This window comes from Mycobacterium sp. ITM-2016-00316, from assembly GCF_002968335.2.
In the GTDB taxonomy this organism is placed as follows: domain Bacteria; phylum Actinomycetota; class Actinomycetes; order Mycobacteriales; family Mycobacteriaceae; genus Mycobacterium.
Genome location: NZ_CP134398.1, coordinates 1,442,889 through 1,467,694, shown reverse-complemented (window position 1 = coordinate 1,467,694; position 24,806 = coordinate 1,442,889). Strand labels below are relative to the sequence as shown.

The 24,806-nt window shown below is 69.3% G+C and carries 22 protein-coding genes; 12 read left to right on the top strand and 10 right to left on the bottom strand.

All coding sequences use genetic code 11. The annotated features are described in order from the left end of the window. Positions 1-129 precede the first annotated feature (129 nt). Genes C6A86_RS07075 through C6A86_RS07065 form a run of 3 tightly spaced genes read left to right on the top strand, consistent with a single transcriptional unit; the run spans position 130 to position 2,722 of the window. Positions 130-897 (top strand): CoA transferase subunit A, encoded by a 768-nt coding sequence (locus C6A86_RS07075; protein ID WP_199196389.1) that lies wholly within the window; start codon positions 130-132, stop codon positions 895-897. Next, a complete protein-coding gene (locus C6A86_RS07070) occupies positions 894-1,544 on the top strand; it encodes a 3-oxoacid CoA-transferase subunit B (RefSeq protein WP_105365747.1) in 651 nt (216 codons plus the stop codon). The genes C6A86_RS07075 and C6A86_RS07070 overlap by 4 nt, the downstream gene beginning before the upstream one ends. Before the next feature lie 53 nt (positions 1,545-1,597). Beyond that, the gene (locus tag C6A86_RS07065) at positions 1,598-2,722 is read left to right on the top strand and encodes an acetyl-CoA C-acyltransferase (RefSeq protein WP_233213216.1); all 1,125 of its coding nucleotides are present in this window, start codon (positions 1,598-1,600) and stop codon (positions 2,720-2,722) included. Positions 2,723-2,740: 18 nt separating this feature from the next. On the opposite strand, the gene nudC is transcribed toward C6A86_RS07065, so the two are convergent. Further along, on the bottom strand, positions 2,741-3,664 hold the full coding sequence (gene nudC / locus C6A86_RS07060; RefSeq protein ID WP_105365745.1) for an NAD(+) diphosphatase: 924 nt from the start codon (positions 3,662-3,664) through the stop codon (positions 2,741-2,743). Between the two features lie 6 nt (positions 3,665-3,670). Then, on the bottom strand, positions 3,671-4,762 hold the full coding sequence (locus C6A86_RS07055; RefSeq protein WP_105365744.1) for a TrkA family potassium uptake protein: 1,092 nt from the start codon (positions 4,760-4,762) through the stop codon (positions 3,671-3,673). Between the two features lie 42 nt (positions 4,763-4,804). On the opposite strand from C6A86_RS07055, the gene C6A86_RS07050 reads away from it, so the two are divergent. Continuing rightward, positions 4,805-5,209, top strand: coding sequence for a hypothetical protein (locus C6A86_RS07050; protein WP_105365743.1), 405 nt, complete (start codon positions 4,805-4,807; stop codon positions 5,207-5,209). Here C6A86_RS07050 and C6A86_RS07045 read toward each other — a convergent pair. Then, positions 5,194-8,496 carry an ATP-dependent helicase gene (locus tag C6A86_RS07045; RefSeq protein ID WP_396834875.1) on the bottom strand — a complete coding sequence of 1,101 codons (3,303 nt, stop codon included), beginning with the start codon at positions 8,494-8,496 and terminating at the stop codon, positions 5,194-5,196. The genes C6A86_RS07050 and C6A86_RS07045 overlap by 16 nt on opposite strands. Then, positions 8,436-11,543: an ATP-dependent DNA helicase gene (locus C6A86_RS07040; protein WP_105365742.1), complete on the bottom strand. Its 3,108-nt coding sequence runs from the start codon at positions 11,541-11,543 to the stop codon at positions 8,436-8,438. Before C6A86_RS07040 ends, C6A86_RS07045 begins: the two co-directional genes overlap by 61 nt. Positions 11,544-11,638: 95 nt before the next feature. On the opposite strand from C6A86_RS07040, the gene C6A86_RS07035 reads away from it, so the two are divergent. Together C6A86_RS07035 and C6A86_RS07030 are read left to right on the top strand one after the other, a co-directional pair. Continuing rightward, entirely contained in the window at positions 11,639-12,430 is a 792-nt protein-coding gene (locus C6A86_RS07035; protein ID WP_105365741.1) for an alpha/beta hydrolase, read from the top strand. A 2-nt stretch (positions 12,431-12,432) separates the two neighbouring features. Then, on the top strand, positions 12,433-12,741 hold the full coding sequence (locus tag C6A86_RS07030; RefSeq protein ID WP_105365740.1) for an MGMT family protein: 309 nt from the start codon (positions 12,433-12,435) through the stop codon (positions 12,739-12,741). A 27-nt stretch (positions 12,742-12,768) separates the two neighbouring features. Here the strand turns inward: C6A86_RS07030 and C6A86_RS07025 are convergent, their stop codons facing one another. The 3 genes from C6A86_RS07025 to C6A86_RS07015 form a co-directional block, all read right to left on the bottom strand. Next, complete coding sequence (locus C6A86_RS07025) at positions 12,769-13,623, bottom strand: TIGR02569 family protein (protein WP_105365739.1); 855 nt, start codon at positions 13,621-13,623, stop codon at positions 12,769-12,771. 37 nt (positions 13,624-13,660) lie between these two features. Continuing rightward, entirely contained in the window at positions 13,661-14,836 is a 1,176-nt protein-coding gene (gene moeZ, locus C6A86_RS07020) for an adenylyltransferase/sulfurtransferase MoeZ (protein ID WP_105365738.1), read from the bottom strand. 125 nt (positions 14,837-14,961) lie between these two features. Continuing rightward, positions 14,962-16,242 (bottom strand): DUF3152 domain-containing protein, encoded by a 1,281-nt coding sequence (locus tag C6A86_RS07015; protein WP_396834872.1) that lies wholly within the window; start codon positions 16,240-16,242, stop codon positions 14,962-14,964. Between the two features lie 116 nt (positions 16,243-16,358). On the opposite strand from C6A86_RS07015, the gene C6A86_RS07010 reads away from it, so the two are divergent. Continuing rightward, a complete protein-coding gene (locus C6A86_RS07010) occupies positions 16,359-17,018 on the top strand; it encodes a TetR/AcrR family transcriptional regulator (protein WP_057166733.1) in 660 nt (219 codons plus the stop codon). A gap of 19 nt (positions 17,019-17,037) precedes the next feature. Here the strand turns inward: C6A86_RS07010 and C6A86_RS07005 are convergent, their stop codons facing one another. Further along, complete coding sequence (locus C6A86_RS07005; protein ID WP_105365737.1) at positions 17,038-17,286, bottom strand: DUF3107 domain-containing protein; 249 nt, start codon at positions 17,284-17,286, stop codon at positions 17,038-17,040. A 213-nt stretch (positions 17,287-17,499) separates the two neighbouring features. Here C6A86_RS07005 and C6A86_RS07000 point away from each other — a divergent pair, with 213 nt between their 5' ends. Continuing rightward, entirely contained in the window at positions 17,500-18,384 is an 885-nt protein-coding gene (locus tag C6A86_RS07000) for a hypothetical protein (protein ID WP_311101063.1), read from the top strand. Between the two features lie 4 nt (positions 18,385-18,388). On the opposite strand, the gene C6A86_RS06995 is transcribed toward C6A86_RS07000, so the two are convergent. Next, positions 18,389-19,105, bottom strand: a complete 717-nt coding sequence (locus C6A86_RS06995) for a ferritin-like fold-containing protein (RefSeq protein ID WP_105362042.1) — start codon at positions 19,103-19,105, stop codon at positions 18,389-18,391. 296 nt (positions 19,106-19,401) lie between these two features. On the opposite strand from C6A86_RS06995, the gene C6A86_RS06990 reads away from it, so the two are divergent. Together C6A86_RS06990 and C6A86_RS06985 are read left to right on the top strand one after the other, a co-directional pair. Next, the gene (locus C6A86_RS06990) at positions 19,402-20,964 is read left to right on the top strand and encodes a DEAD/DEAH box helicase (protein WP_105362041.1); all 1,563 of its coding nucleotides are present in this window, start codon (positions 19,402-19,404) and stop codon (positions 20,962-20,964) included. Positions 20,965-20,972: 8 nt separating this feature from the next. Beyond that, positions 20,973-22,190 (top strand): hypothetical protein, encoded by a 1,218-nt coding sequence (locus tag C6A86_RS06985; RefSeq protein ID WP_105362040.1) that lies wholly within the window; start codon positions 20,973-20,975, stop codon positions 22,188-22,190. 4 nt (positions 22,191-22,194) lie between these two features. On the opposite strand, the gene C6A86_RS06980 is transcribed toward C6A86_RS06985, so the two are convergent. Beyond that, positions 22,195-23,019, bottom strand: a complete 825-nt coding sequence (locus tag C6A86_RS06980) for a ParA family protein (RefSeq protein ID WP_105362039.1) — start codon at positions 23,017-23,019, stop codon at positions 22,195-22,197. Between the two features lie 58 nt (positions 23,020-23,077). Here C6A86_RS06980 and C6A86_RS06975 point away from each other — a divergent pair, with 58 nt between their 5' ends. Both C6A86_RS06975 and C6A86_RS06970 read left to right on the top strand, forming a co-directional pair. Then, positions 23,078-23,692, top strand: coding sequence for an acid phosphatase (locus C6A86_RS06975; protein WP_105362038.1), 615 nt, complete (start codon positions 23,078-23,080; stop codon positions 23,690-23,692). Beyond that, a complete protein-coding gene (locus C6A86_RS06970) occupies positions 23,689-24,780 on the top strand; it encodes an isochorismate synthase MenF (RefSeq protein WP_233212890.1) in 1,092 nt (363 codons plus the stop codon). Before C6A86_RS06975 ends, C6A86_RS06970 begins: the two co-directional genes overlap by 4 nt. Positions 24,781-24,806: the final 26 nt, after the last annotated feature.

Genomic DNA, 24,806 nt, shown 5'->3' with positions numbered 1-24,806 from the left:
ACCGTCGCGATCACCATGCGAGCAGCTTGAAACAATCGAAGGGGATTACTTTCGCACTCTTACATGGAGATAGAGAATCTTCTGCAGAACTTTGCACAGTTTGATCAATGAACGGAAAATGGTGATCACATGGCTTCAAAGGTGTACTCCACCGCCGCGGAAGCCGTCGTCGATATCGGCGACGGCGCCCGGATAGCGGTCGGCGGATTCGGCCTCTGCGGCATCCCGGACGCACTCATCCAAGCCATCGCCGACGCGACGGCCACCAATCTGGAGGTGTTCTCCAACAACTGCGGCGTCGACGACCACGGCCTCGGCGTACTGCTGTCACTGGGCCGCATCCGGCGCGTCACCGCCTCCTATGTCGGCGAGAACAAGGAGTTCGCCCGTCAGTATCTGTCCGGTGAACTGGAGGTCGAGTTGACGCCGCAGGGCACCCTCGCCGAACGGCTGCGCGCGGGAGGGGCCGGTATTCCGGCGTTCTACACACCGGCCGGTGTGTCAACACCGTTGTCCGACGGTGGAATTCCGTGGCGATATGCCCCCGACGGATCGGTGCTCATCGCCTCGCCGCCTAAGGAGACCCGGGTCTTCGGGGACCGACGCTATGTGCTGGAGGAGTCCATCCGCGCCGACTTCGCACTGGTCCACGCTCACCTCGGCGACACCGCCGGCAATCTCGTGTTCGAGAAGACGGCGATGAACTTCAATCCGCTGGCCGCGATGGCGGGCAAGATCACCATCGCCCAGGTGGAAACCCTCGTCGACGCGGGTGAGATCGACCCCGGCTCAGTTCATCTGCCGGGTGTATTCGTCCAACGGGTCGTGCACACCGGACTCCAGGACAAACGGATCGAGAAGCGCACCGTGCGCACCGGCAAGGCGATGGCCCGATGACCACGACCCTGTCCGGCTGGTCCCGCGACCAGATGGCCGCCCGTGCCGCCGCCGAAATGGTCGACGGCGAATATGTGAACCTCGGCATCGGCCTGCCCACTCTGATTCCCGATCATCTGGACCCCTGCGTCCGAGTCACCTTGCATTCCGAGAACGGGATCCTCGGCACCGGCCCGTACCCGATCGAAGACGCAGTGGACGCTGATCTGATCAACGCGGGCAAGGAGACGGTCACCGTCAATCCCGGTGCGGCATTCTTCGACTCTGCGACCTCGTTCGGCATGATCCGCGGTGGTCACATCGACACCGCTGTGCTGGGTGCCATGCAGGTTTCCCGGTGGGGTGATCTCGCGAACTGGATGGTTCCGGGCAGGATGGTCAAGGGCATGGGCGGGGCCATGGACCTCGTACACGGCGCCGACCGGGTAATCGTGCTGATGGAACACACCGACCGATCCGGGCAACCAAAGATCGTCAGTTCCTGCACGCTGCCGCTGACCGGGGCCCGAGTCGTCGACCGCATCATCACCAATCTGGCCGTCCTGGATATCACCGCCCAAGGAACGCTGCTGGTCCGTGAGCTGGCGCCGGGTGTCGACTTCGCCGATCTGGTTGCGGCGACCGACGCCCCGTTGGACCTCTCGTGACGGCCAGGACGTCGGTTCTCGTGTCCGGCGCACGCACCCCCATCGGTCGGCTCATGGGCTCATTGGCCGATGTGAGTGCCGCCGAACTCGGCGGGATCGCCATCGCGGCCGCGCTCGCCAAAGCAGGCATCCGAGGCGAACAGGTCCAGCACGTGATCATGGGTCAGGTGCTCACCGCCGGCGCCGGGCAGATCCCAGCGCGCCAGGCCGCGGTCGCCGGTGGCATCCCCATGACAGTGCCCGCCCTGACCGTCAACAAGGTCTGTCTGTCGGGAATCGACGCAATCATCCTCGCTGACCAGATGATTCGCTCAGGCGCCGCCGACGCCGTGGTGGCCGGTGGGCAGGAGTCGATGACCCAGTCGCCACATCTGCTGCCGAGATCACGGGCCGGCTACAAGTACGGCGACGTCGCGATCATCGATCATCTCTCATACGACGGGCTGCGGGACGTCTTTACCGACGAGGCCATGGGCGCACTGACCGAGGATGCCAACGACCTCGCCCGCGTCGAGCAAGATGAGTTCGCGGCCCGCTCCCATCAACGCGCTGCCGCGGCGTGGCGGGACGGCATCTTCGATGACGAAGTCGTGCCGGTGTCGCTGCCGCAACGACGTGGCGAACCGTCGTTGTTCCGTCGGGACGAAAGTGTCAGGGCGGACACCACCAGCGAGTCGCTGGCCAGGCTACGCCCGGCATTTCGGCCTGACGGCACCATCACGGCCGGCAACGCCTCCCCGATCAACGACGGTGCGGCCGCCGTCGTAGTGATGAACCGGCGCAAGGCCGAGGATCTCGGTCTGCGCTGGATCGCCGAGATTGGCGCACCTGGCATCGTCGCGGGACCCGATTCCACCTTGCAACTACAGCCGGCAAACGCCATAGCTGCGGCCTGCGCGCGTGACGGCCTGGAGCCCAGCTCGCTGGATCTGATCGAAATCAACGAAGCATTTGCCGCCGTGGGCATCGCCTCGGTGGCAGCACTGGGAGTCGACCCGGCCAGGGTGAACGTCAACGGTGGTGCGATCGCCATCGGACATCCCCTGGGCATGTCGGGTACCCGCATCACCCTGCACCTGGCTCTCGAGTTGGCCCGCCGTGGAGGCGGCATCGGTGCCGCGGCGCTGTGCGGCGGGGGCGGGCAAGGTACCGCCCTGATATTGCGCTCCGGCCAATAGCGGCGCGGGTCGCGCGGTTCAGTCCAGCGTCGCCCAGGACTCGATGATCTCGCGGGCGATCGAGATGGACCCCGGCAGCAACAGCCGCGAGGACGAATCGCTGCTCCAGTCCCCGCTTTCGAGCGCCTCGCGGATCTCGGCACGGGTGAACCACTGCGCCTCGACAATCTCGCCGTCATTGAACGCGAACGGCTGTTCGGGATCGCCGAGTGCGTGGAAACCCACCATCAGCGAGCGCGGGAACGGCCACGGCTGACTGCCCAGGTACTGCACGTCGGTGACGTCGAGGCCGACCTCCTCGGCGATCTCGCGGACCACACAGGCTTCGAAGGACTCCCCCGCCTCCACGAACCCGGCCAGGATCGAGAACAGCCGCTCCGGCCAGACGGCCTGGCGGGCCAGCACCGCGCGGTCGTGGCCGTCGTGCACCAGGCAGATCACCGCGGGATCGATGCGCGGGAACTCCTCGTGGCCGTTGTCGGGGTTGAGCCGCGACCAGCCCGCCTTGACCGACTTGGTCGGCGACCCGTCGACCGGGCTGTAGCGGGCGTTGTCATGCCAGTTGAGCAGGGCGGTCGCGGTGGACACCAGCTGCGCGCTGGCGTCGTCGAAGATCGCGCCGGCACGGCGCAGGTCGAGCACCTCGGATTCGACGGTCGGGTCCTCGGGCGCCTCCAGCGCGCCGCGGATCGCCCAGACGTGTCTGCCGTCGTCGAGGCGGCCCAGGAACACCGCCTGCTCGGGCGGCGCGTCGCCGAGACCGGCGGCCTTGCCGAGCACGACGCTGCCGCCGGCGATCAGCACCTGGTTGCGCCGGTCCACCCGCAGCACCAGGGCGTCGGCCCAGCCGGCGATCGCGGCGTCGATATCGGTGCGCAGCGTGTCGGCGCGGTCGGCCCCGACCCGGGACAACAGAGGAATGTTCCGGAGTGTGAAACTCAAGGTGGGTTACCGGTCTTCCTTGGAGCGGATGTAGAGCAGCCGGTCGGTCAGCTCCAGAGCATCGACCTGTTCGTCGTCCACCCGAAGCAGGTCGCCGTTGCGGACGACGCCGAGCACGATGTCGGTGAGATGGCGCGGTGAGCCGCCGACCTCTTTGGGCTCGACTTGGCGCTCGGCGATGGCGAAACCCTCGTCGGGCGTCAGTAGGTCTTCCATCATCTCGACGACGCTGGGGGTCTGGGTGGCGATGCCCAGCAGGCGGCCCGCGGTCTCGGAGGTGACGACGGTGGTGTTCGCGCCGGACTGCTTGAGCAGATGCTGGTTTTCGGCCTCCCGGACGGCGGCGATGATGTTGGCCCGCGGGTTGAGCTCGCGGGCGGTCAGGGTCACCAGCACGGCGGTGTCATCACTGTTGCAGGCGACGATGATCGACTTGGCGTGCTGCGCCGAGGCCAGCCGCAGGATCTCCGAATCGGTGGCACTGCCCCGCACGGTGACCAGGCCGGCGTTCTTGGCGCGCTCGAGTGCGGTCGGGTTGTTCTCGACCACGACGATATCGGCGAGCGCGACATCGTCGCCGATCATCGCCGCGACGGCGGTGCGGCCCTTGGTTCCGTATCCGACGACGACGGTGTGGTTACGCACGCTTTTCCTCCATCGCTGGATCTTCAACGCCTGACGTGACTGATTGGTGAGGGTCTCGACCGTGGTTCCGATCAGCACGATCAGGAATGCCACCCGCAGCGGCGTGATGACCAGAACGTTGACCAGCCGGGCCGATGGCGTCACCGGGGTGATGTCACCGTAGCCAGTGGTCGACAGCGACACCGTGGCGTAGTACAGGCAGTCCAGGAACGACAGCGGATCGTCCGGGTTCGGCGCGGAGTCGATATCGCGGTAGCCGTGCCGGTCGAGATAGACGATGAGCACGGTCGCGAACAGCGCACCCAGGGCCAACAACACCCGGGTGAAGATGCGCCGCCACGGGCTGACGAACTTCTCCGGGATGGTGAGAACGTCCACGAGGTCGGCGTCATGGCGCGACGTCAGGTTCTCGTTGACCGCAGCCAGCCGCCGGCGCAATCTACCTTTGGCCACGTTTCACCGATCGCGACGGGGTGGGCACGCCACAATGTAACCATGACACGCCCCACATCCGGAGATCAGAAGCAAGCAACCGCCACCCGTGCCGTCCGGATGGGCGGGTGGCTCGTCGGCATGGGCGTCCTGCATTTCGTGGCCCCCAAGCCGTTCGACACCATCGTGCCCACCGAGCTGCCCGGCAGCGCCCGCTTCTACACCCACGCCTCCGGGGTCGCCGAGGTCGCCGCCGGCGCACTGCTGATCGCCCCGAAAACCCGCAAGGTCGGCGCGCTGGCGTCGATCGCGCTGTTTCTCGGGGTGTTCCCCGCCAACGTCAACATGGTGCGACTCTGGTCCCAAGAGCCGGCCAAGCCCGTCTGGATGCGCATCGGCGCGGTCGCCCGGCTGCCGCTGCAGATCCCGATGATCACCCAGGCCTACAAGATCTATCGCAACTCCTGAGCGTCCTCCAGCAACCCGGCCAGTTCCTCGGCGCCGGGCAGCGTGTCCGGCATGACGGTCACCCCGCTGCGCACGTAGTGGAACGCGGCCCGCACCGATTCCGCCGGGCAGCCCTGCAGGCCGGCCCACGCCAGCCGGTACACGGCTAGCTGTATCGCGGCGTGGCGCTGGGTCTCCGGAGTGCTCGGCGGCTCACCGGTTTTCCAGTCGACCACCACCGAGCCGCCGTCGGCCTCGGCGAAGACGGCATCGATGCGGCCGCGCACCACGGTGGCGCGCGGACCGTCGAGGATCATGTCGAAGGGCACCTCGACGTCGATCGGGGTGCGTGATGCCCAGGGCGAGGACGCGAACGCGGCCTGCAGTTCCGCCAGTTCCTCGGCGTGCGCCCGCCCGGCCTCACCGTCCACCGCGCCGGGCAGATCATCCAGGTCGAACAACCGCTCCGCATGAAAATAGCGCTGCACCCAATCGTGGAATGCGGTGCCCAGCAAGGCATGTGGGTCCGGCCGGGCCGGCAGCCGGCGGCGTAACCGCTGCCGGGCGGCCGCGGGATCCTTACCCAGGTCGACCAGGGTGCTCACCGACAGCTGTCCGGGCAACTCGACCGGGGCCTGCTCGGCGGCCCGCTCCCGCTCGGCGAGCAGCGCGTCGACATCGGCGGCCCAGTCCTCGGGGTCGAGCGCTGCCCCGACGGTTCCCTCGGCGGCCTGCGCAACCAGTGCGGCGCCGCGCTCGATATCGGCGTGGCGACCGGCGGCTGCGGGCACCGGCCACACCGCTTCGACGATGCTGCCGCGCAACGGGTTCGGTTCGCCGTCGGGCGGGTCGGGCGCCCATTCGTCGATGACCCCGCATGGCTGCCCGGCCGCCGCCGAGGCATCGATGATGGCCTTGAGTTCCAGCAGGAACTCCGAGGGTCCGCGGGGTGTGGCCTCGGTGGGCCCCCAGTGGTGCCCCGACAGCAGCAGGGTGTCCTCCGAGCGGGTCAGCGCCACGTACAGCAACCGCCGTTCCTCGTCGCCGCGACGCTGGGCCAGCATGTCCTTGTGATCGGCGATCTTGTCGGACAACGTCTTGCGGTCGTTGACATCCGAGGTGTCCAGCACCGGGACGCCGTGTTCGGAGACGCTCGCCCGATCCCCACGCAGCAGCGGCGGCAGGTCCCCGGCATCGCTGAGCCAGGTGCGGGCCATCGCAGTGGATGGGAACACCCGCGCGCTCAGGTGCGGAACCGCCACCACCTGCCATTCCAGGCCCTTGGCGGCGTGCACGGTGAGGATCTGCACCCGGTCGGCCGACACCGTCACCTCTGCCGGCGCCAGACCGTTCTCGACGTCGGCGGCGACATCCAGGAAGGCCAGCAACCCGGCCGGCGCGCCGTCGGAGCGGGCGGCGAAGTCGGCCACCACGTCAGCGAAGGCGTCCAGGTGCTCGGTGCCGCCCCAGCCCGCGGGCACCGGGCGGGCCGCCCGGACTTCCACGTCGACGCCGAGCACCCGGCGTATCTCGGCGACCAGATCGGGCAGCGGATGCGTGAGATGGGCACGCAGACCGGTGAGTTCGCGGCCGAGTGCGACGATGCGCGCATAACCGGCGACCGAGTAAAGCTCGCTCGGACCGGGATCACAGATGGCGTCGGCCAGGCAGGCGGTGTCCGCATCGGGTGCGGCCGCGGCCACGATGCGCTCCATCGGGCCCAGCTGCCCGGCGGGCACGTCCAGGTCGACGGCGCGCTGCCACAGCGCCGCGATATCGCGGGCCCCCAGCCGCCAACGCGGCCCGGTCAGCACCCGCATCGCGGCCGCACCGCCGGTCGGGTCGACCACCAGGCGCAGCATGGCCACCACATCGGCCACCTCCGGGATCGCCAGCAACCCGGCCAGGCCGACCACCTCGACCGGAATGCCGCGTGCGGTCAGCGCCTCGGCCATCGGCGCCGCATCGGCGTTGCGCCGCACCAGAACCGCCGCGGTCGGCGGCGCCGGGGTCGCCCGGTAACGGACCGCCACCTGATCGGCCACCCAGTTACGTTCGGCGACAACGTCGGTCAGCAGCGCCGCGCGGATGGTGCCCGGCTCGGCATCCGGGCGGGGCAGCAGTTCCCGGACGCTCACCGACCGCCGTCGAGCCTGCTCGGACACCGCATTCGCCAGGTGCAGCGCCTCCGGCGGATTGCGCCAACTGGTGCGCAGTTCCAGGGTGGGCGCAGGGCTGCCGTCGGCGTGCGGGAAGTCGGTCGCGAACCGCGGCAGGTTGGTCGCCGATGCGCCGCGCCAGCCGTAGATGGACTGGACGGGGTCACCGACCGCCGTCAGCGCCAAGCCGTCGTCGACTCCGCCACCGAACAGCGAGGACAGGGCGATCCGTTGGGCGTGCCCGGTGTCCTGGTATTCGTCGAGCAGAACCACCCGGTAGCGCTGCCGGAGCTCGGCACCGACCTGCGGTGCGGCCACCGCCAGCCGGGCGGCCGCCGACATCTGAGCGCCGAAGTCCATCACCTTCTCCGCCCGCATGCGGCGGTGCAGCTCGTCGATCAGCGGCACCAGTTCGGTGCGTTCATTCTGGGTGGCCAGCAACTTGAGCAGCCACTGCGCCGGCCCGCGGTCGGCCCGGCTGCCGCCGGCGGGCAGGTGGTGGATGAGACGTTCCAGCTCGGTGTGGGTGTCCAGCAGCGCAGCGGTGTCCACGAGGTGTTCGGACAGCGCGCCGGCCAACCGCAGCACCAGGGCGGTCACCGCGGCCGGTGACTTCTCGGTGTCCAGGACACGCGGATGGTCACAGACCACCCGGAAGGCCAACTGCCACAACTCGGTTGCGCCGATCAGCCGGGTGTCCGGCTCGACCGGTAGCAGCAGCCCGTGATCGCGCAGCAGCGCCCCGGCGAAGGCGTGGTAGGTGCTGATGGTGGGCGGGTCATCGGCCCGGATGTCGCGGCCGATGCCGGTCCCGGCCAGTCGCGCCAGCCGGGTGCGGACCCGGCGCAGCAGCTGACCGGCGGCCTTGCGGGTGAAGGTGAGGCCCAGAACCTCACTGGGCCGGGCATATCCGTTGGCGATCAGCCAGACCACCCGGGCGGCCATCGTCTCGGTCTTACCCGCGCCGGCGCCGGCGATGACGACCAGCGGGCCCGGCGGCGCGGCGATCACCGCGGCCTGTTCTGCTGTCGGCGCGAACAGCCCCAGCGCGTCGGAAAGCTCGGCGGGGCTGTACTGCTGAGCTGCGATCACGGCCGGCCTTCCGGGTTCTGGGCGGGGCAGATGGCACGCACCGGGCAGTGCCCGCACCCGTCGTTGGCACGCGCGACGAACTGCGGGCCCTGGGTCGCCGCGGCCGCCGCGGTAACGGTATCGCGCCACTGCTGGGCGGTGTCGGCGGTCAGCGCGTCCTGGGTGCGTTCGGTCACCCCGCTCGCGGTGGTCTTGGCCGGGTAGATCAGCAGCCCGCCGCCGGGCTCGTCGCCGTCGGGCAGCACGCCCTCGGCGACGGCGAGCTGGTACATCGCCAACTGGGCGTGGCGCTGGGCGTCATCCTTGGTCGCCGGGCTCTTGCCGGTCTTGACGTCCACGATCACCAGGCGGTCGGCGTTGTCCCGCTCGAGGCGGTCGATGCGCCCGCGCACCCGCACGCCGGGGGCCACCATGCCGTCGACGGCGACCTCGGTGCCGACCTCGCTGAATTGGTCGCGGGTGGACTGGCGCCACTGCGCGAACGCCGACAGCATCGCGGCGTGGCGGGCCAGTTCGTTGTCGGCGTACCACTGGGATTCATACGGCATTGCCGACCAGACACTCTCCAATTCGGCGAGCAGCCGGCTCTCGGTCTTGGTGGAGTCCGCCACCAGCGCGTGCACCAGAGTTCCCACCGCGGAACGGACATCACGCCGATCGGAGCCACCGTGGCGTTCCAGCAGCCAGCGCAGCGGGCAGTCCGCGAGCGTCTGCAGCGTGGACGGAGACAGCGTGCTCACGTGATCATCGCCCGACCAGAGCGGCTCGGCCGTGGACGGTTCGGTGCGCACATGCCACAGCGACGGGTCCGCGCCGGGTACACCCGCCTCCGCGAGACGCGCCAATTGCAGTGCCGCGCAGGCTCTGGCGTCGGATTCGACGTCGCCTTCGGGAGCACACACCACCGCCCGCAACCGACCGACCAGCGCCGCGGGCGTCAGTACCCGGGGCGCCGGGATGATCTCCCGTTCGTCGCCGGTGTCGGTGTCCTCGGTGGCCAGGGCGGCAAGCTCGGCGCAGAACGGCGACGGCAGCAGCGCGGCATCGCCGGTATCGCTGTCGACGGCGGTCACCAGCAGACGGTCGCGGGCACGCCCCATCGCCGCGATCAGCAGCCGGCGTTCCTCGGCCAGCAGCGGGGCCCGGGTCGACACCCTGGCCGTCGGGCCATCGTCGGAACCCGTCACGCCGTCGAGCACATCGACCAGGCCCTGGGTGCCGAGCACCCCACCGCGGGGAACGGTGTTGGGCCACAACCCTTCCTGAAGTCCGGCCAGGACCACGAAATCCCAGTCCCGTTCCAGCGCCGCGTGCGGGCTGCAGATCGCCACCGCGCCGGCCTGCTCGGGGCGGGTGCCGGTGGTCGGCAATTCCAGCGCATCGACATGGGCGACCAGACCGCCCAACGTCGCCCCGGTGGTGTTGGTGACGTACTGGTCGGCGATGTCGAACAGTGCCGTGACCGACGCGAGATCGCGTTCGGCGGCCGCGCTCCCGGCCCCGCCACGGTCGGCCTGGGTGACCAGGCGTTTCTGCAGTCCGCTGCGATTCCAGGCTTGCCACAACGTGTTCCGGGGATCTTCGCCGCCGCGATGGCTCTGCTTGGCCGCGCGCAGCACCGCCTGCACCCGCTGCAGGCAGCGCGCCAGGTCGGCGGGCAGGCCATCGGGGACGCGCTGCACCGATTTCGCCAGCAGTTCGGAGAATTCCTGCTGATGGCCGAACGTGCGCCGCAACGCGCGACGCAGCTGCCGCAGGGACACCGGGTCCACCCGCCCGATGGGTCCGGTCACCAGATCCATCGCGGCCGCACCGGTGAGTCCGTTCGCGGTCGCGTCGGCCACGATCAGCAGCGCGCGCACCGCGGGCTGCTGGGCCAGGCAGGCGTCCGGGCCCGGCAGATCGACGGGTACGCCGGAGGCGGTCAGGGTGCGGCCCAGCGCGGCGCCGACCCGCGGTACCGAACGGACGATCACCGCCATCCTCGACCACGGCACACCGTCGATCAGATGGGCGCGGCGCAGCGCGTCGGCGATGAGTGTGGACTCTGCGTGCACAGAGCCCGCGATCTTCACCGTCACCGAACCCGGTCGGCCGGGCGCCCCGGTGAACTCACGCATGCCGTCGGCTCCGGGCAGCCGACGCGCGATCCCGGTGACCGCGGCGGCCACCGCCGTCGAGCACCGGTGCGATCCGGTGAGTACCACGGCCGGGGTGTCGGCGCGCAACAGTGCCGGATCACCACCGCGGTAACCGAAGACGGCCTGATCGGGGTCACCGGCGAGCACCGTGAGATCGGATCCGGCGGCCAGCACCCGCACCAGCAGCGCCGCCTGCGGGTCGAGCTGCTGCGCATCGTCGACCAGCAGCACACGGACCCGGGCACGTTCGGCGGCCAACAGTGCGGGATCCAAGGCCAGTGCGTCCAGGGCGGCGCCGACCAGTTCGGCCGCACCCAGCGCCGGCACGGTGGCCTGCGGTGCGGCCATGCCGACCGACGACCGCAGCAACATCACCTGCTCGTACATGGCAGCGAACCGACCCGCCGCCACCCATTCCGGGCGCGCCGACAGCCGGCCGAGGCGCTGCAGGGCGACCGGGTCCACACCACGTTCGGCGCACCGCGCCAACAGATCACGTAACTCGGTGGCGAAACCGGCCGTCCCCAGGGCGGGATGCAGCGACAGCGGCCAGCCATCGGCGCCGTCCTCCAGATCACCGGCGAGCAGTTCCCGGATGATGCCGTGCTGCTCGGCACTGGTGATCAGCCGCGGCGGCGGATCACCATTGCGCTGCGCGGCCAGGCGCAGCACCGCGAAGGCATAGGAGTGCACGGTACGGACCAGCGGCTCACGCACCACGCCACGCCCGCCCGCGGTGAGCAGCGCGGCGGTGATCGCGGCCCGGGCCTGCGCCCCGAGCCGGGCCGAACCGGTCAGCAGCAGAACGCTTTCCGGGTCCGCCCCGGCGGCGATGTGGGCGACCGCGGTGTCGACGAGCAACGTGCTCTTGCCGGTGCCTGCCCCACCGAGCACCCGAACCGTGCCGCGCACACCCGGTGCGGTGAGCGCGTTCGGCGTGAGATCGGTGTGCGGCGCGGACATGCGAGCATTTCACCAGGCACCTCCGACAAGTCGCGCTGACCAGCGTGGACGGGCCGGCGAGCGCGGGATGTGGGGTCGGCACCTACGATCGAGGCGTGACCGATCCCCTGCACACCTACCGCTACGGCCCGTCCCGGCCTGCCCAGATCCTGGCCGTGCACGGGCTCACCGGGCACGGCCGGCGCTGGGAAACTCTGGCAGGCGAGCATCTGCCCGAGTTCTCGGTGCTGGCACCGGATCTGATCGGGCACGGCCGGTCCACCTGGGCGGCACCGTGGACGGTCGAGGCCAATGTGGCAGCGCTGGCGGCGCTGCTGGACGCCGAGGGCGGCGGGCCGGTGCTGGTGGTCGGGCATTCGTTCGGCGGCGCGGTGGCACTGAGCCTCGCGGCGGCCCGGCCCGAGCTGGTGTCCGGGCTGGTGTTGCTGGATCCGGCAGTGGCCCTGGACGGCGCCTGGATGACCGAGATCGCCGACGCGATGCTGTCCTCCCCGGACTACCCCGACCGCGAGGAGGCCACCGCCGACAAGCTCTCCGGGTCGTGGGCCGAGGTGGCCGCCACGTTCCCCGACGAGTTGACCCGCGAATTGGACGAGCACCTGATCGAGCTGCCCAACGGGCGTCTGGGATGGAGGATCAGTGTCCCGGCGGCGATGTCCTACTGGAGTGAGCTGACCCGCCCGATCCCGTTGCCGCGCAGCGGAACACCGACCACGCTGATGCTGGCGACCCGGACGTCTCCACCGTATGTGACCGACACGCTGATCAGCACCCTGCGCGAGGCGCTCGGCGCGAGCTTCACGCTGGCCGAGGTGGACTGCGACCATATGGTCGCCCAGGCCCTGCCCGCCGAGACCGCATCGATCATCCGCGGGCACCTGGCCTGACCGTGGCGCCGATCACCGAGGATCAGGTCGAGGTGGTGCGGGCGCTGGTGGCCCGGATCCCGGCCGGGCGGGTGAGCACGTATGGCGATATCGCCGAGGAGGCCGGGTTGTCCAGCCCGCGCATCGTGGCGTGGATCATGCGTACCGATTCCTCGGATCTGCCGTGGCACCGGGTGATTCGGGCCTCCGGATGGCCGGCGCCGCACCTGGCGACCCGGCAGTTGGAGCGATTACGCGCCGAGGGGGTGCTGGCCGTCGACGGCCGGGTACCGCTGCGCGAGTACCGATTTGCGGCGTTTTCGTCGGAGTGATTCCGACGAAAACGCCGCAAATCGCAGTTAGAGGGCTAGCCGGACCAGCGCCGCGGTGCGGGCCAGGCCTGGGAACGCCGACGCCGTCGACCGCGGATGCAGGGCGTGCACGGCGAGCCGGAACATCAAGGCCCGCAACAGCATCTGCGGCCATTCCGGGAGCGGATTCCACCGCTCGACCAGACCGTCGTCGGCCTCACCCCAGGCCAGTGCATCGACCACCACCACGCCGGCCGCCCAGGATGCGGGCCGCCAGTACGGGGTAATATCGGTGATGCCGGGCGCCGCGGTACCGGCGAAAAGCACTGTGCCGTAGAGATCTCCGTGTACCAGCTGGCTGGGGCTGCGGGTCGGTGTGCGTAACGCGGCGAGCTGGTTGATCAGCTCGACGGACTTCTGGCCGTCGGCCGAGCCCGGCGCCACCCGGGCGCCCTGGGGCAGCCCGTGCAGCGGGCGGTCCTCCCAGGCCGCGCGATCGGCGGCGATGAACACGTCGACATCCGACCACGGCGCCACCGGCGGCTGGGTCAGGAAGCGCGGGCGCTCCAGTTTCGCGGTGGCCTCGTGCAACCGCACCGCGGCGGAGACCACTTCGTCGTGGCGCGGTTCGGGTGTGCCCGCCACGAAGGTGTCGGCGCGCCACCCGGCGACCACATAGCGGCCGTCGGTGGAGCGCACTGGGCGGGCCAGCCGGATACCGTCGGCGAACAGCGTCTCGCGGACCTTGGCCGACCAGGCGGCGCGCGCGTGGTCGGCGACCATCGACAGCACGACCTCGCCGCAGCGCCAGCCGCCCTCCCAGCTGGAACCCAGCGGAACCGGCGACAGGCCGGCCAGACCAAACGCCGCCATCACATGGTCGGGTGGCAGATCGTCAGACACGCACGTCAGCCTAAGCGGTGCTCCGGTCGACAAGGGGTCAGTACATCACCATGTCGGGCTCGAGTTGTTTGGCCCACGCCACGATGCCGCCCTGCAGGTGCAGCGCATCGGAGAATCCGGCCTTCTTCAGCACGGCCAGCATCTCGGCCGAACGCACCCCGGTCTTGCAGTAGAGCACCGCGGTCTTGTCCTGCGGCACGGTCGCCAGGCCTTCGCCGGCCTCGATCACCGATTTGGGGATCAACTTGGCGCCTTCGATGTGGTTGATCTCCCACTCGACGGGTTCGCGGACGTCGATCAGCGCCACCGGCTTCCCGGAATCGAGCAGTTCACGCAGCTCCTTCGGGGTCACGGTCGCTCCCGCCGAAGCCTGTGCCGCGTCGTCCGAAACCACACCGCAGAAGGCTTCGTAATCGATGAGCTCGGTGATTTTCGGGGTCGCCGGATCCTTACGGATCTTGATGGTCCGGTAGGTCATGTCCAGCGCGTCGTACACCATCAGCCGGCCCAACAGCGGGTCGCCGATACCGGTGAGCAGCTTGATGGCCTCGGTGCCCATCACCGACGCGATCGAGGCGCACAGGATGCCGAGCACACCGCCCTCGGCGCAGGACGGCACCATTCCCGGCGGCGGTGGCTCCGGGTAGAGGTCGCGGTAGTTCAGGCCCAGTCCGTCGGGGGCGTCCTCCCAGAACACCGACACCTGGCCCTCGAAGCGGTAGATGGAGCCCCACACGTAGGGCTTGCCCGCGAGCACCGCGGCGTCGTTGACCAGGTAACGGGTCGCGAAGTTGTCGGTGCCGTCCAAAATCAGGTCGTATTGCTCGAACAGCTCGACGGCGTTCTCGGGCTCCAGGCGCAGTTCGTGCAGCACCACGTTGACCAGTGGGTTGACCTCGAGCACGGAATCGCGGGCGCTCTGCGCCTTGGACCGGCCGATATCGGACTGGCCGTGGATGATCTGGCGCTGCAGGTTGGACTCGTCGACGACGTCGAATTCGACGATGCCGATGGTCCCGACGCCGGCGGCGGCCAGGTACAGCAGGGTGGGCGAGCCGAGCCCGCCGGCACCGATGACCAGCACCTTGGCGTTCTTCAGCCGCTTCTGGCCCTCTACACCCATGTCTGGGATGATCAGGTGCCGGCTGTAGCGGGCGACCTCTTCGCGGGTCAGTTCAGCGGCTGGCTGCACCAGCGGTGGCAACGACGTCACCGTGCGCTCCTCGAATCGACGACGAATTCCTGGGCCAATCAGACCAGGCACACGTACTCAACAGCAATTCAGGGCATTACGTTCCCGGTGGGCGCCGCCATGGACGGCCGGGGGCGATCGGGCACTCAGGCGATCGGGTAGGGCCACGGATTGAAGCGGCAGGTCAGGTTGTCGGCCTTCACCGACTCCGGGTCGAACCGGGCGCCGTCGTTGTTACTCGTCGAGAAGGTCTGCTGCATCATGATCGGCGCCAGTGCGCCGTTCTCCGGGCACGGCTCGTGCTGGCGGTAACCGATCGCATGGCCGACTTCGTGGTTGACCACGTACTGCCGGTAGGACCCGATATCGCCCTGGAACGAGGTGGCGCCGCGCACCCACCTCGCCTCGTTGATGAACACCCGGGCCTGGTCCCCCAGGTAGGCCGGGTTGTAGCAGGACGCTTCCAGCGGGATGTCGTAGCCGCAGCCCTCGCGGATGGTCAGCGGCGAGGTCAGCGACACCCGGAAGTCCGGCGGGCCTTCGCTGTCGTTGTCGACACGCAGGAACGCGAACTGGGCGTTGTGGGTCCAGCTTTTCGGATTGGCCAAGGTCTCGCTGACCATCCGGGCGAACCCCTCGTCACCACCGAAGGATGCGGTGTCCAGACCGTCCTCGACCTCGACGGAATAGGTGAATGTCCGGTCGGTGCCCTGTCCGATCTTGGGTGAGGTGCCCGGCACGATGTGCCAGGTCTTGGCGCCGGCCTGGGTGAACGGCCCGCCGCCGGGCAGGATGCCGGTCGGCAGGTTGGCGTCGAACTCGGTCAGCCCCTTGGGCGGTGCGCCGACGATGCCGGTGCTCGGGGCGTCGATGGTGGGCGGCCCCTGGACGGGTCCTTCGGCGTTGACCGCGATCGGCGTCGTGCCGGTACCGGTCACCGTCTGATACAGCACGACACAGGTCACGACCGCCAAGATCGGCAGGGCGTAGGCCCGCCAGCCGTAGGTCGAGACGAAGCGGCCCAGCCAGGTCTGCTTGCGCCACTGCTGGTGCTCGTCGCGGTTGGCCCGCGGCCTGCCCTGGTCATCGGCCAGCGGGTCGCGCTGGGCCCGCAGTGGCTCACGCTGATCGTCGCGCTGCACGGGCACCCGGTCCGGGGCGGTGCGCTGACTGCGCTCCTGCCCGCGGTACCTGACCCCGTGATCGTTGTACCGGGGGCCGGAGTCGCCGGTGAACCGATTTCCCGGGTCGCTTCGCTCCTGCCCTCCGAACCGATTTCCCGGGTCGCTTCGCTCCTGCCCTCCGAACCGATTTCCCGGGTCGCTTCGCTCCTGCCCTCCCCGGGCACGGTCGCCGACGCGACGCCCCGGGTCGTAGGTCACCGAACCAGGATGGCACAGCCGCGCCACCGACACGGGCACCGACACCGGGCGCTCCCCCAGCGTGCGGTAGTAATGTCGTGTCGATCGGCAGCTACACCCACCGACGAGGCGCACACCAGCGCACGAGCGTGAGCAGCACACTTTGTGAAATTGAGGACGTAATGAGCGATCTCGCCAATGCCGCCGGGGCGCGGGGCGCCAAGGCCGGCACCGGCGGCAACCGGCGCGGCAACCGTCTGCCCCGCGACGAACGCCGCGGCCAACTGCTTATTGCGGCCAGCGAGGTGTTCGTCGACCGCGGCTACCACGCCGCCGGTATGGACGAAATCGCCGACCGGGCCGGTGTCAGCAAGCCCGTTCTGTACCAACACTTCTCGTCGAAGCTGGAGCTGTACCTCGCGGTTCTGCAACGCCATGTCGACAACCTGGTTTCCGGCGTGCGCCAGGCACTGCGCACCACCACCGACAACCGGCAGCGACTGCGTGCAGCGGTACAGGCGTTCTTCGAGTTCGTCGAGCACGACAGCCAGGGTTACCGGCTGATCTTCGAGAACGACTACGTCACCGAGCCGCAGGTGGCCGCTCAGGTGAAGGTCGCCACCGAATCGTGCACCGACGCGGTGTTCGACCTGATCAGCCGGGATTCCGGGCTGGAGGCACATCGTGCCCGGATGATCGCGGTGGGACTGGTGTCCACCAGCGTCGACTGCGCGCGCTACTGGCTGGACAACGACCGCCCGATCTCCAAGGACGCGGCGGTCGAGGGCACGGTGCAGTTCGCCTGGGGCGGCCTGTCACACGTGCCGCTGACCCGGTCCTGAGGACCGGGCCAGCTGAGCACTAGCTGGTCTTGATGGCCTCTGCGCCGACCCCGAAGCCGACCTTTCGGCTGTCGGCGGCACCGATTTCGACGTAGGCGATCTTCGCCGACGGCACCAGGTAGCGGCGCCCCTTCTCGTCGGTCAGCGCGAGCACGGCCGACGTGTCACCCAGTGACTTGACGATCGCCTGTTCCACCTCGTCGGGTGTCTGCGCGGTGCTGATGATCAGCTCTCGCGGGCTGTCGGTGACCCCGATCTTGATGTCCACGCTGCGGGCCTTTCGGTTGGTTGGCGATGCTTCGACAAAGGCTAGTGGACGCGCTTGCGATCCCGCCGCCGTGGTCGTTGCGCCGTGAGCGAAGCACCCCTGATCAGACCGACGCCGGACCGTGACCGGACCGCGACCGCGTCAACATCATCTGTCACATCTGCCCCACTAACATCGGTTGAGTACGTGCCGGAACTATCTGGGAAATGGGTTATGAGCAGGCAATACGCCCCTTATTCGACCACCCGTGACAGCTACTCGGGCAGTGGCTACCGGTCGGCCGAACCGACCGACCCGGAAGCCGATCAGCAGCCCGGATACCTCAGCGACCGCGAGCGTCGGCGGGCTGCCCGGCGAGGCGCCGGCTACGGACGCGTCCCCCGCGCGACGTACGCCAACTACGACACCTACGACCCTGCCTACGACGAGGCCGTCTATGACGACGAGGCCGACACCGACCTCACCGATTACGAGTTCCCGGCCGATTACCACGAACCGCTGGACCGCCGCTGGATCTGGGTGGCCGGTGTCGCGGGCGTCATCCTGATGGTCGCGGTGATCTGCACCGGCGTCATCCTCGGCGGCGGAGACAGCGGCACCGTGTCCGCGGGCGCCAGCACGTCGGCGGACGCGGAACCCACCGCGCTGCCCTCGGCGACCGTTGCACCCAGCGTCGCCGCGCCGGCACCCGCCATTCCCGCGTTACCGCCCGAAACCGTCACCACGGTGACGCCGAGTGCCACCGCAACCCCCGCCCCCGCGCCGATCCCCACCACCCCGGCGCCGATCGTGGTCCCCGAGGCACCCGTGGCCGACCCGGCCCTGGCAGCCCGCACCGTGACCTACCACGTGACCGGCAACCGGCAGCTGATCGATCTGATCACCGTGATCTACACCGACCAGCAGGGCGCGCTGCAGACCGACGTCAATGTCGCGCTGCCGTGGGTGAAAACCGTCACCCTGGATCCGGGTGTGTCCCTGACCTCGGTGACCGCGACCAGCGTCGGCGGCCAGCTCAACTGCTCGATCGTCGACGGCAGCGGCGCCGCGGTCGCGGTTCAGGCCAACAACACGATGATCACGACCTGCACCCGGTAGCCGCTCAGGCCAGACCGAGTTCCTGCATGCGGCTGGTGTGGGTGCGCTGCAGCTGATCGAAGAACTCCGACAGCTGGGCCAGCCCCTCGCTGCTGCTGATGACCAAATCGACCAGTTCGTCGTGATCGGCGAGCACGAACTGGGCCTGGGTGATGGCCTCACCGAGCAGCCGCCGGGACCACAGCGCCAGCCGGTGCCGCTGCCGGTCGCTGGCGGTGACCGCGGACCGCACCTCGGCCACCACGAACTGCGAGTGCCCGGTCTCGGCCAGCACCGAGCGCACCACATCGGAGGCCTCGGGCGGCAGCGCATCGGCGATCTGCAGATAGAAATCGGCCGCGAGCGCATCGCCGATGTAGGTCTTGACCAGCGCTTCCAGCCAGGTACTCGGGGTGGTCAGGCGGTGATAGTTCTCCAGCGCGGGAGCGTATTTCGTCATCGCGGGCACGGTGTCGACCCCGCGGGCCGCCAAGGCCTCGTGCAGCACCTCGTAATGCCGCATCTCGGCGGCCGCCATGCTGGCCATGTTGATGCGGCCGGCCAGATTGGGCGCCATCCGGGCCTCTTCGGTCAGCCGGTAGAAGGCGGCCACCTCACCGTAGGCCAGGAGCGCGAACAACTCGGTGACTCCCGGCTGATCGACCGACACGCCCGGCGCCCGAGTCTCGCCGACGGAGACGACAGGCTGCGTGGACGACGTCTGCGGCGTCGAAGAAATCATGGTCCAACTCTAGTCTTCGGGCCAGGTGGCAACCGGGTGGCGGGTTGACCAGCTATCATGGGAGTCAGGTTGCGACCTTCTGAGCTATGCAAACGACTTGTTTCGACCGGTCGCCACCGAAGAAATGTGCGTGCACGTGGTTCGGCCCGCCCTCGATCGGCAGGGCCCGACGGAGCGGTATCCCCCGTCTAGCTGGGAATACCCGCCTTTTACTCGTCATCGTCGTGCGCGCGTGGACGCGACGAGGAAAGACAAGCGAAAGGCTGACGGCAGCGAAAGCTACGCCGACCACACATATGACTTCATCTGACCTGACTGCACCCGAAACACCCGACGTGGATGTCACCGTCCCCGAGACCAAGCCGGCCATCTCGTTCGCCGAACTGGGAGTGCGTGACGAAATCGTCCGTGCCCTGGCCGAGACCGGCAAGGAACACGCCTTCGCCATCCAGGAGCTGACCCTGCCGCTCGCGCTGGCCGGCGACGACCTGATCGGGCAGGCCCGCACCGGCATGGGCAAGACCCTCGCCTTCGGCGTGCCGCTGCTACACCGGATCACCAGCGACGGCGGACGCCCGCTCAACGGCACGCCGCGCGCACTCATCGTGGTGCCGACCCGCGAGCTGTGCCTGCAGGTCTACAGCGACCTGGAACTCGCCGCCAAATACCTGCGCGCCGACGATGTGGAGGGGCACACCGACCGCAAGTTCGTCGTGACCTCCATCTACGGCGGGCGCCCCTACGAGCCTCAGATCGAGGCGCTGCGCAAGGGCGTCGACGTCGTCGTCGGTACCCCGGGCCGGCTGCTGGACCTGGCCCAGCAGGGACACCTGCAGTTGGGCAGCCTGTCGGTGCTGGTGCTCGACGAGGCCGACGAAATGCTCGACCTGGGCTTCCTGCCCGATATCGAGCGGATTCTCCGGCTCACCCCCGATGACCGGCAGGCGATGCTGTTCTCGGCGACCATGCCGGGCCCCATCATCACGCTGGCACGCACCTTCATGAACCAGCCCACCCATATCCGGGCCGAGGCCCCGCAGTCCTCGCAGACCCACGACACCACCGAGCAGTTCGCCTACCGTGCCCACGCGCTGGACAAGGTGGAGATGGTCGGGCGCATCCTGCAGGCCGAGGGCCGCGGCGCGACGATGATCTTCACCCGCACCAAGCGCACCGCGCAGAAGGTCGCCGATGAGCTGGCCGAGCGTGGGTTCAAGGTCGGCGCCGTGCACGGCGACCTCGGCCAGATCGCGCGTGAGAAGGCGCTCAAGGCCTTCCGCACCGGTGAGGTCGACGTGCTGGTCGCCACCGATGTCGCCGCCCGCGGTATCGACATCGACGACATCACCCATGTCATCAACTACCAGATTCCCGAGGACGAGCAGGCCTACGTGCACCGCATCGGCCGGACCGGGCGCGCGGGCAAGACCGGCATCGCGGTCACCCTCGTCGACTGGGATGAGCTGCCGCGCTGGACGATGATCGACAAGGCGCTGGGCCTCGACAACCCCGACCCGGTCGAAACCTATTCCAGCTCACCGCATCTGTACGACGAGCTGAAGATCCCGGCCGGTGTGACCGGTTCGCTGACCGCACCGCCACGCAAGACCAAGACCCGCACCGAAGGTGAACGCACCGAACGCGTCGAGCGCACCGAACGTCCGGCCCGCAACCGCAATCGCCAGCGCACCCGCGCCGGTCAGCCCGCGACCGGCCATCCCGAGGGCGAGTCCGCGCCGCAGGACAGCACCGAGGGCCCCGCTGCCGACGCGGGCCAGGACTCCGAGGGCGCCGACGCGCCGGCCAAGCGACGCCGCCGGCGTCGTCCGCGTAAGACCAGCTCTCCCGCCAACGGCTAACGCCCTCGATGGTTGCTCCGGAACGCCGCACCCGCGGCGATCTGATCGCGGCCGCGGTGATCGTCGTGGTCGTCGCCGTCACCGCGGCGCTGATCTGGTGGACCAGCGATGCCCGGGCCACCATCAGCAAGCCGGCCACCGAACCGGTGCCGAGCCTGTCCCCGGCCACCCAGGTGCCGGACACACTCAAGCAGTTGTGGACGGCCCCGAGCGCGAAGACCACGATGCCGCTGGTGGTGGCCGGTGCGCTGGTGACCGGCGACGGCAACGGCGTCATCGGCCGTGATCCGCTCACCGGCACGGAATTGTGGAGCTACACCCGCGATCTCGAGTTGTGCGGCGTGACATCGGTGTATCAGTACGCCGTCGCGGTGTACCCGGACGCGCGGGGCTGCGGGCAGGCCAGCACCATCGATGCCGGGACCGGCAAGCGCGGCCCGGCCCGCACCGCCTACGCCGATCCCGAGGTGCACCTGTCCTCGGACGGCAGCACGGTGCTCTCGGCCGGCGACAGCCGCCTGGAACTGTGGCGCTCGGATATGGTCCGCATGCTCGGCTGGGGAACGCTCGATGCGCGCGTCAAACCCGATGTGCCGCAGTCACCGCTGTGCCGGCTGGTGTCGGCGGCGGCCAGTTCGGCCGCGGTGTCGGTGCTCGAATCCTGCCCGGAACAGACCGAGATGCGCCTGACCCTGCTGCGGCCGTCCGACGAGGAAGACACCCCCGAGGTCAAATACGAACAGCAGCCCGGTGTTTCATCCGATGCCGACGCCCGGGTGATCGCGGTCTCCGATACCACCACCGCGGTGTACCTGCCGACACCGAAGCCGGTGGTCAACATCGTCGACGACACCGGCACGGTCACCGCCAGCACACTGCTGGACAAGGCACCGTCGGCGGCGGCCACGATGTCCCGGACCGGTGACCTGATCACCTGGTGGACCGGCGATTCCGTGCTGGTCTTCGAGGCCGCCGGCCTGCGCTACAAATACACCGTCGCGCCCGCGCCCGGCGGCGCGCCGGTCGGCCCGGGCACCATGATGGCCGGCGAACTGCTGGTCCCGGTCACCGACGGCTACGACGTGTTCAACGCCGAAACCGGGACCGGCTTGAGGCATATCGACCTGGACCGCGAACCGACGGACAGCGCCGTCGTGCCGGCCGCGGCCGGCTCCACGCTGGTCGAGCAGCGCGGCGACACCGTCGTCGCGCTGGGACCACCCTGAACCCCTAGACCTCCGGGGTGAAGGTGCCCAGCGCCTTGCCTGTTTTCCAGTGCTTCAGCAGCGCCTCGGCCAGTTCCCGATATGCGACCGCGCCCTTGTTCTTCCGGCCCGCCAGCACCGATGACCCCGAGGCGCTGGCCTCGGCGAACCGCACGGTGCGCGGAATCGGCGGCGCGAGCACCGGCAGGTTGTAACGATCGGCCACGTCGAACAGCACGTCGCGGCTGTGCGTGGTGCGGGCGTCGTAGAGCGTGGGCAGTGCACCGAGCATCTTGAGATCAGGGTTGGTGATCTGTTGGACGTCGTTCACGGTCCGCAGGAACTGCCCGACACCGCGGTGTGCCAGCGTCTCGCACTGCAGCGGCACGATGACCTCGTCGGCGGCCGTCAGCCCGTTGAGCGTCAGCACACCCAGCGACGGCGGGCAATCGATCACCACCACATCGAAAGCTCCGTCCGATGTCGCCGCTCCCGCGGCTCCGACGCCAAGCTTCGACAACGCGCGCTTGAGCGCGTACTCGCGCCCCGCCCGCATCAGCAGCATCGCCTCGGCGCCGGCCAGGTCGATATTGGCCGGCAACAGCGTCATGCCCTCGGGCGTCTCGACGAGCGCCGCGCCCGGTTCGACATCGCCGAGCAGCACTTCGTGGATCGACACTGCAAGGGTGTCCGGGTCGTGGCCAAGCGAAAACGTCAGGGAACCCTGCGGATCGAGATCGACGAGCAGTACCCGCCGACCCTTCTCCGCCATCGCCGCACCGATCGACGCCACCGTCGTCGTCTTGGCGACCCCACCCTTTTGATTGGCGACCGCTAATACTCGCGTCACACGTTCATCCTGGCACGCGGATGCGGCGGCGGCTGCCCCGTGCGGCAGAATCGCCAGGGTGAGCGTCCACCAGCACCGGTTGATCTTGCTGCGCCATGGCGAAACCGAGTGGTCACGCAGCGGTAAACACACCGGACGCACCGATATCGAACTCCTCGACATCGGCCGCGAACAGGCCGCGCTGGCCGCCGAGGTCATCGGCGACCTCCAACTGCGCCACCCTCTGGTGGTCAGCAGCCCGCGACAGCGCGCCCAGTTGACCGCCGCACTCGCGGGGCTGACGGTCGACGAGGTCTCACCGCTGCTGGCCGAATGGGATTACGGCGACTACGAGGGCCTGACCACCCCCGAGATCCGCGAGACGGTTCCGGGCTGGACGGTGTGGACACACGGATCCCCCGGCGGCGAGACGGCCATCCAGGTGTCCGACCGCGCCGACGCCGCCATCGCCCTGGCCTTGGAACACATGGAATCCCGGGACGTGGTGTTCGTCGGCCACGGCCATTTCTCCCGCTCGGTGCTGAGCCGGTGGGTTGAACTGCCCATTTCCGAGGGAGTGCGGTTCTCGATGGCCGCCGCCTCGATCGCGGTGTGTGGGTTCGAGAAGGGCATCCGCCAGATCAGCGCGCTCGGGCTGACCGGGCACACCAATCCCTGCCTGCCCCCGGCGTGACCCCGACCTTCGTCCTTTCCGGACCGTCGGGCACCGTGGTGGCCGACGGCAGCGACACCGGCTTCTCGGAGGTGGCCGCCGCCCAGCACGCGCTACACACCGGTGCCGCGCCGGTGGTGTTGGGCGCCTTGCCTTTTGACCTCGACGGTCCCGCGGCCCTGCAGGTGCCCGGCACCGTCCGCCGGACTGACGCATTGCCGGAATGGCCCGACACCGCCCCACCGGTGATCCACACCCGCGACACGTTGCCGCCGGGCCCCGTGCACCGGGAACGAGTGGCCGAGGCGGTGCGCCGGCTGCGCGCCGCGGAGTCACCGCTGCAGAAGGTGGTGCTGGCGCGCGCGATGCGGCTGGTCGCCGACACCCCGTGGGATGCCCGCTCGGTGCTGCGCAGGTTGGCCGCCGCCGATCCCGCGGCGACGGTCTACCTTGCCGATCTGTCACCGGCCGGCGCCGAGTATCAGGGGCGGCTCCTCGTCGGCGCCAGCCCGGAACTGCTGGTTGCCCGCGACGGTGACACGGTGGTCTGCCAACCGTTCGCAGGTTCGGCACCGCGCTCGGCCGACCCCGACGTCGACGCGCGCAATGCCGCGGCGCTGGCGGCGTCCGGTAAGAACCGGCACGAGCATGCGCTCGTCGTCGACGTGATGCGCTCGGCACTGGAACCGCTGTGTGCCGACCTGGAGATCGCCGACGAGCCGCAACTGCACGGCACCGACGCACTGTGGCATCTGAGCACCCCGATCCGCGGCCGGTTGCGGTCGGCGGAGACCACCGCGCTGGATCTGGCGCTCGCGCTGCACCCGACACCGGCGGTGGGCGGGGTGCCCACCGAGCTGGCCGCCGCACTGATCACGGAGCTGGAGGGCGACCGCGGCTTCTACGCCGGCGCCGTCGGCTGGTGCGATGCGCGCGGCGACGGCCGCTGGGTGGTGTCGATCCGATGCGCGGTGCTGGATGCCGACCGCCGCAGCGCGCTCGCGCACGCGGGCGGTGGCATCGTCGCCGAGTCCGATCCCGATGACGAGGTCGACGAGACCACCACGAAATTCCGGACGATCCTGACAGGGCTGGGGGCAAGCACATGACATCGGCGAGCAGCGGAGCAAATCGC

What these genes read in the sequence shown, in the direction of transcription:
- C6A86_RS06995 (WP_105362042.1), bottom strand. Translation starts at nt 19,105, where the DNA reads ATGATTTCTTCGACGCCGCAGACGTCGTCCACGCAGCCTGTCGTCTCC.
- C6A86_RS06985 (WP_105362040.1), top strand. Translation starts at nt 20,973, where the DNA reads ATGGTTGCTCCGGAACGCCGCACCCGCGGCGATCTGATCGCGGCCGCG.
- C6A86_RS07050 (WP_105365743.1), top strand. Translation starts at nt 4,805, where the DNA reads ATGACACGCCCCACATCCGGAGATCAGAAGCAAGCAACCGCCACCCGT.
- C6A86_RS07040 (WP_105365742.1), bottom strand. Translation starts at nt 11,543, where the DNA reads ATGTCCGCGCCGCACACCGATCTCACGCCGAACGCGCTCACCGCACCG.
- C6A86_RS06990 (WP_105362041.1), top strand. Translation starts at nt 19,402, where the DNA reads ATGACTTCATCTGACCTGACTGCACCCGAAACACCCGACGTGGATGTC.
- C6A86_RS07010 (WP_057166733.1), top strand. Translation starts at nt 16,359, where the DNA reads ATGAGCGATCTCGCCAATGCCGCCGGGGCGCGGGGCGCCAAGGCCGGC.
- C6A86_RS07070 (WP_105365747.1), top strand. Translation starts at nt 894, where the DNA reads ATGACCACGACCCTGTCCGGCTGGTCCCGCGACCAGATGGCCGCCCGT.
- C6A86_RS07000 (WP_311101063.1), top strand. Translation starts at nt 17,500, where the DNA reads ATGAGCAGGCAATACGCCCCTTATTCGACCACCCGTGACAGCTACTCG.
- C6A86_RS07075 (WP_199196389.1), top strand. Translation starts at nt 130, where the DNA reads ATGGCTTCAAAGGTGTACTCCACCGCCGCGGAAGCCGTCGTCGATATC.
- C6A86_RS07065 (WP_233213216.1), top strand. Translation starts at nt 1,598, where the DNA reads ATGGGCTCATTGGCCGATGTGAGTGCCGCCGAACTCGGCGGGATCGCC.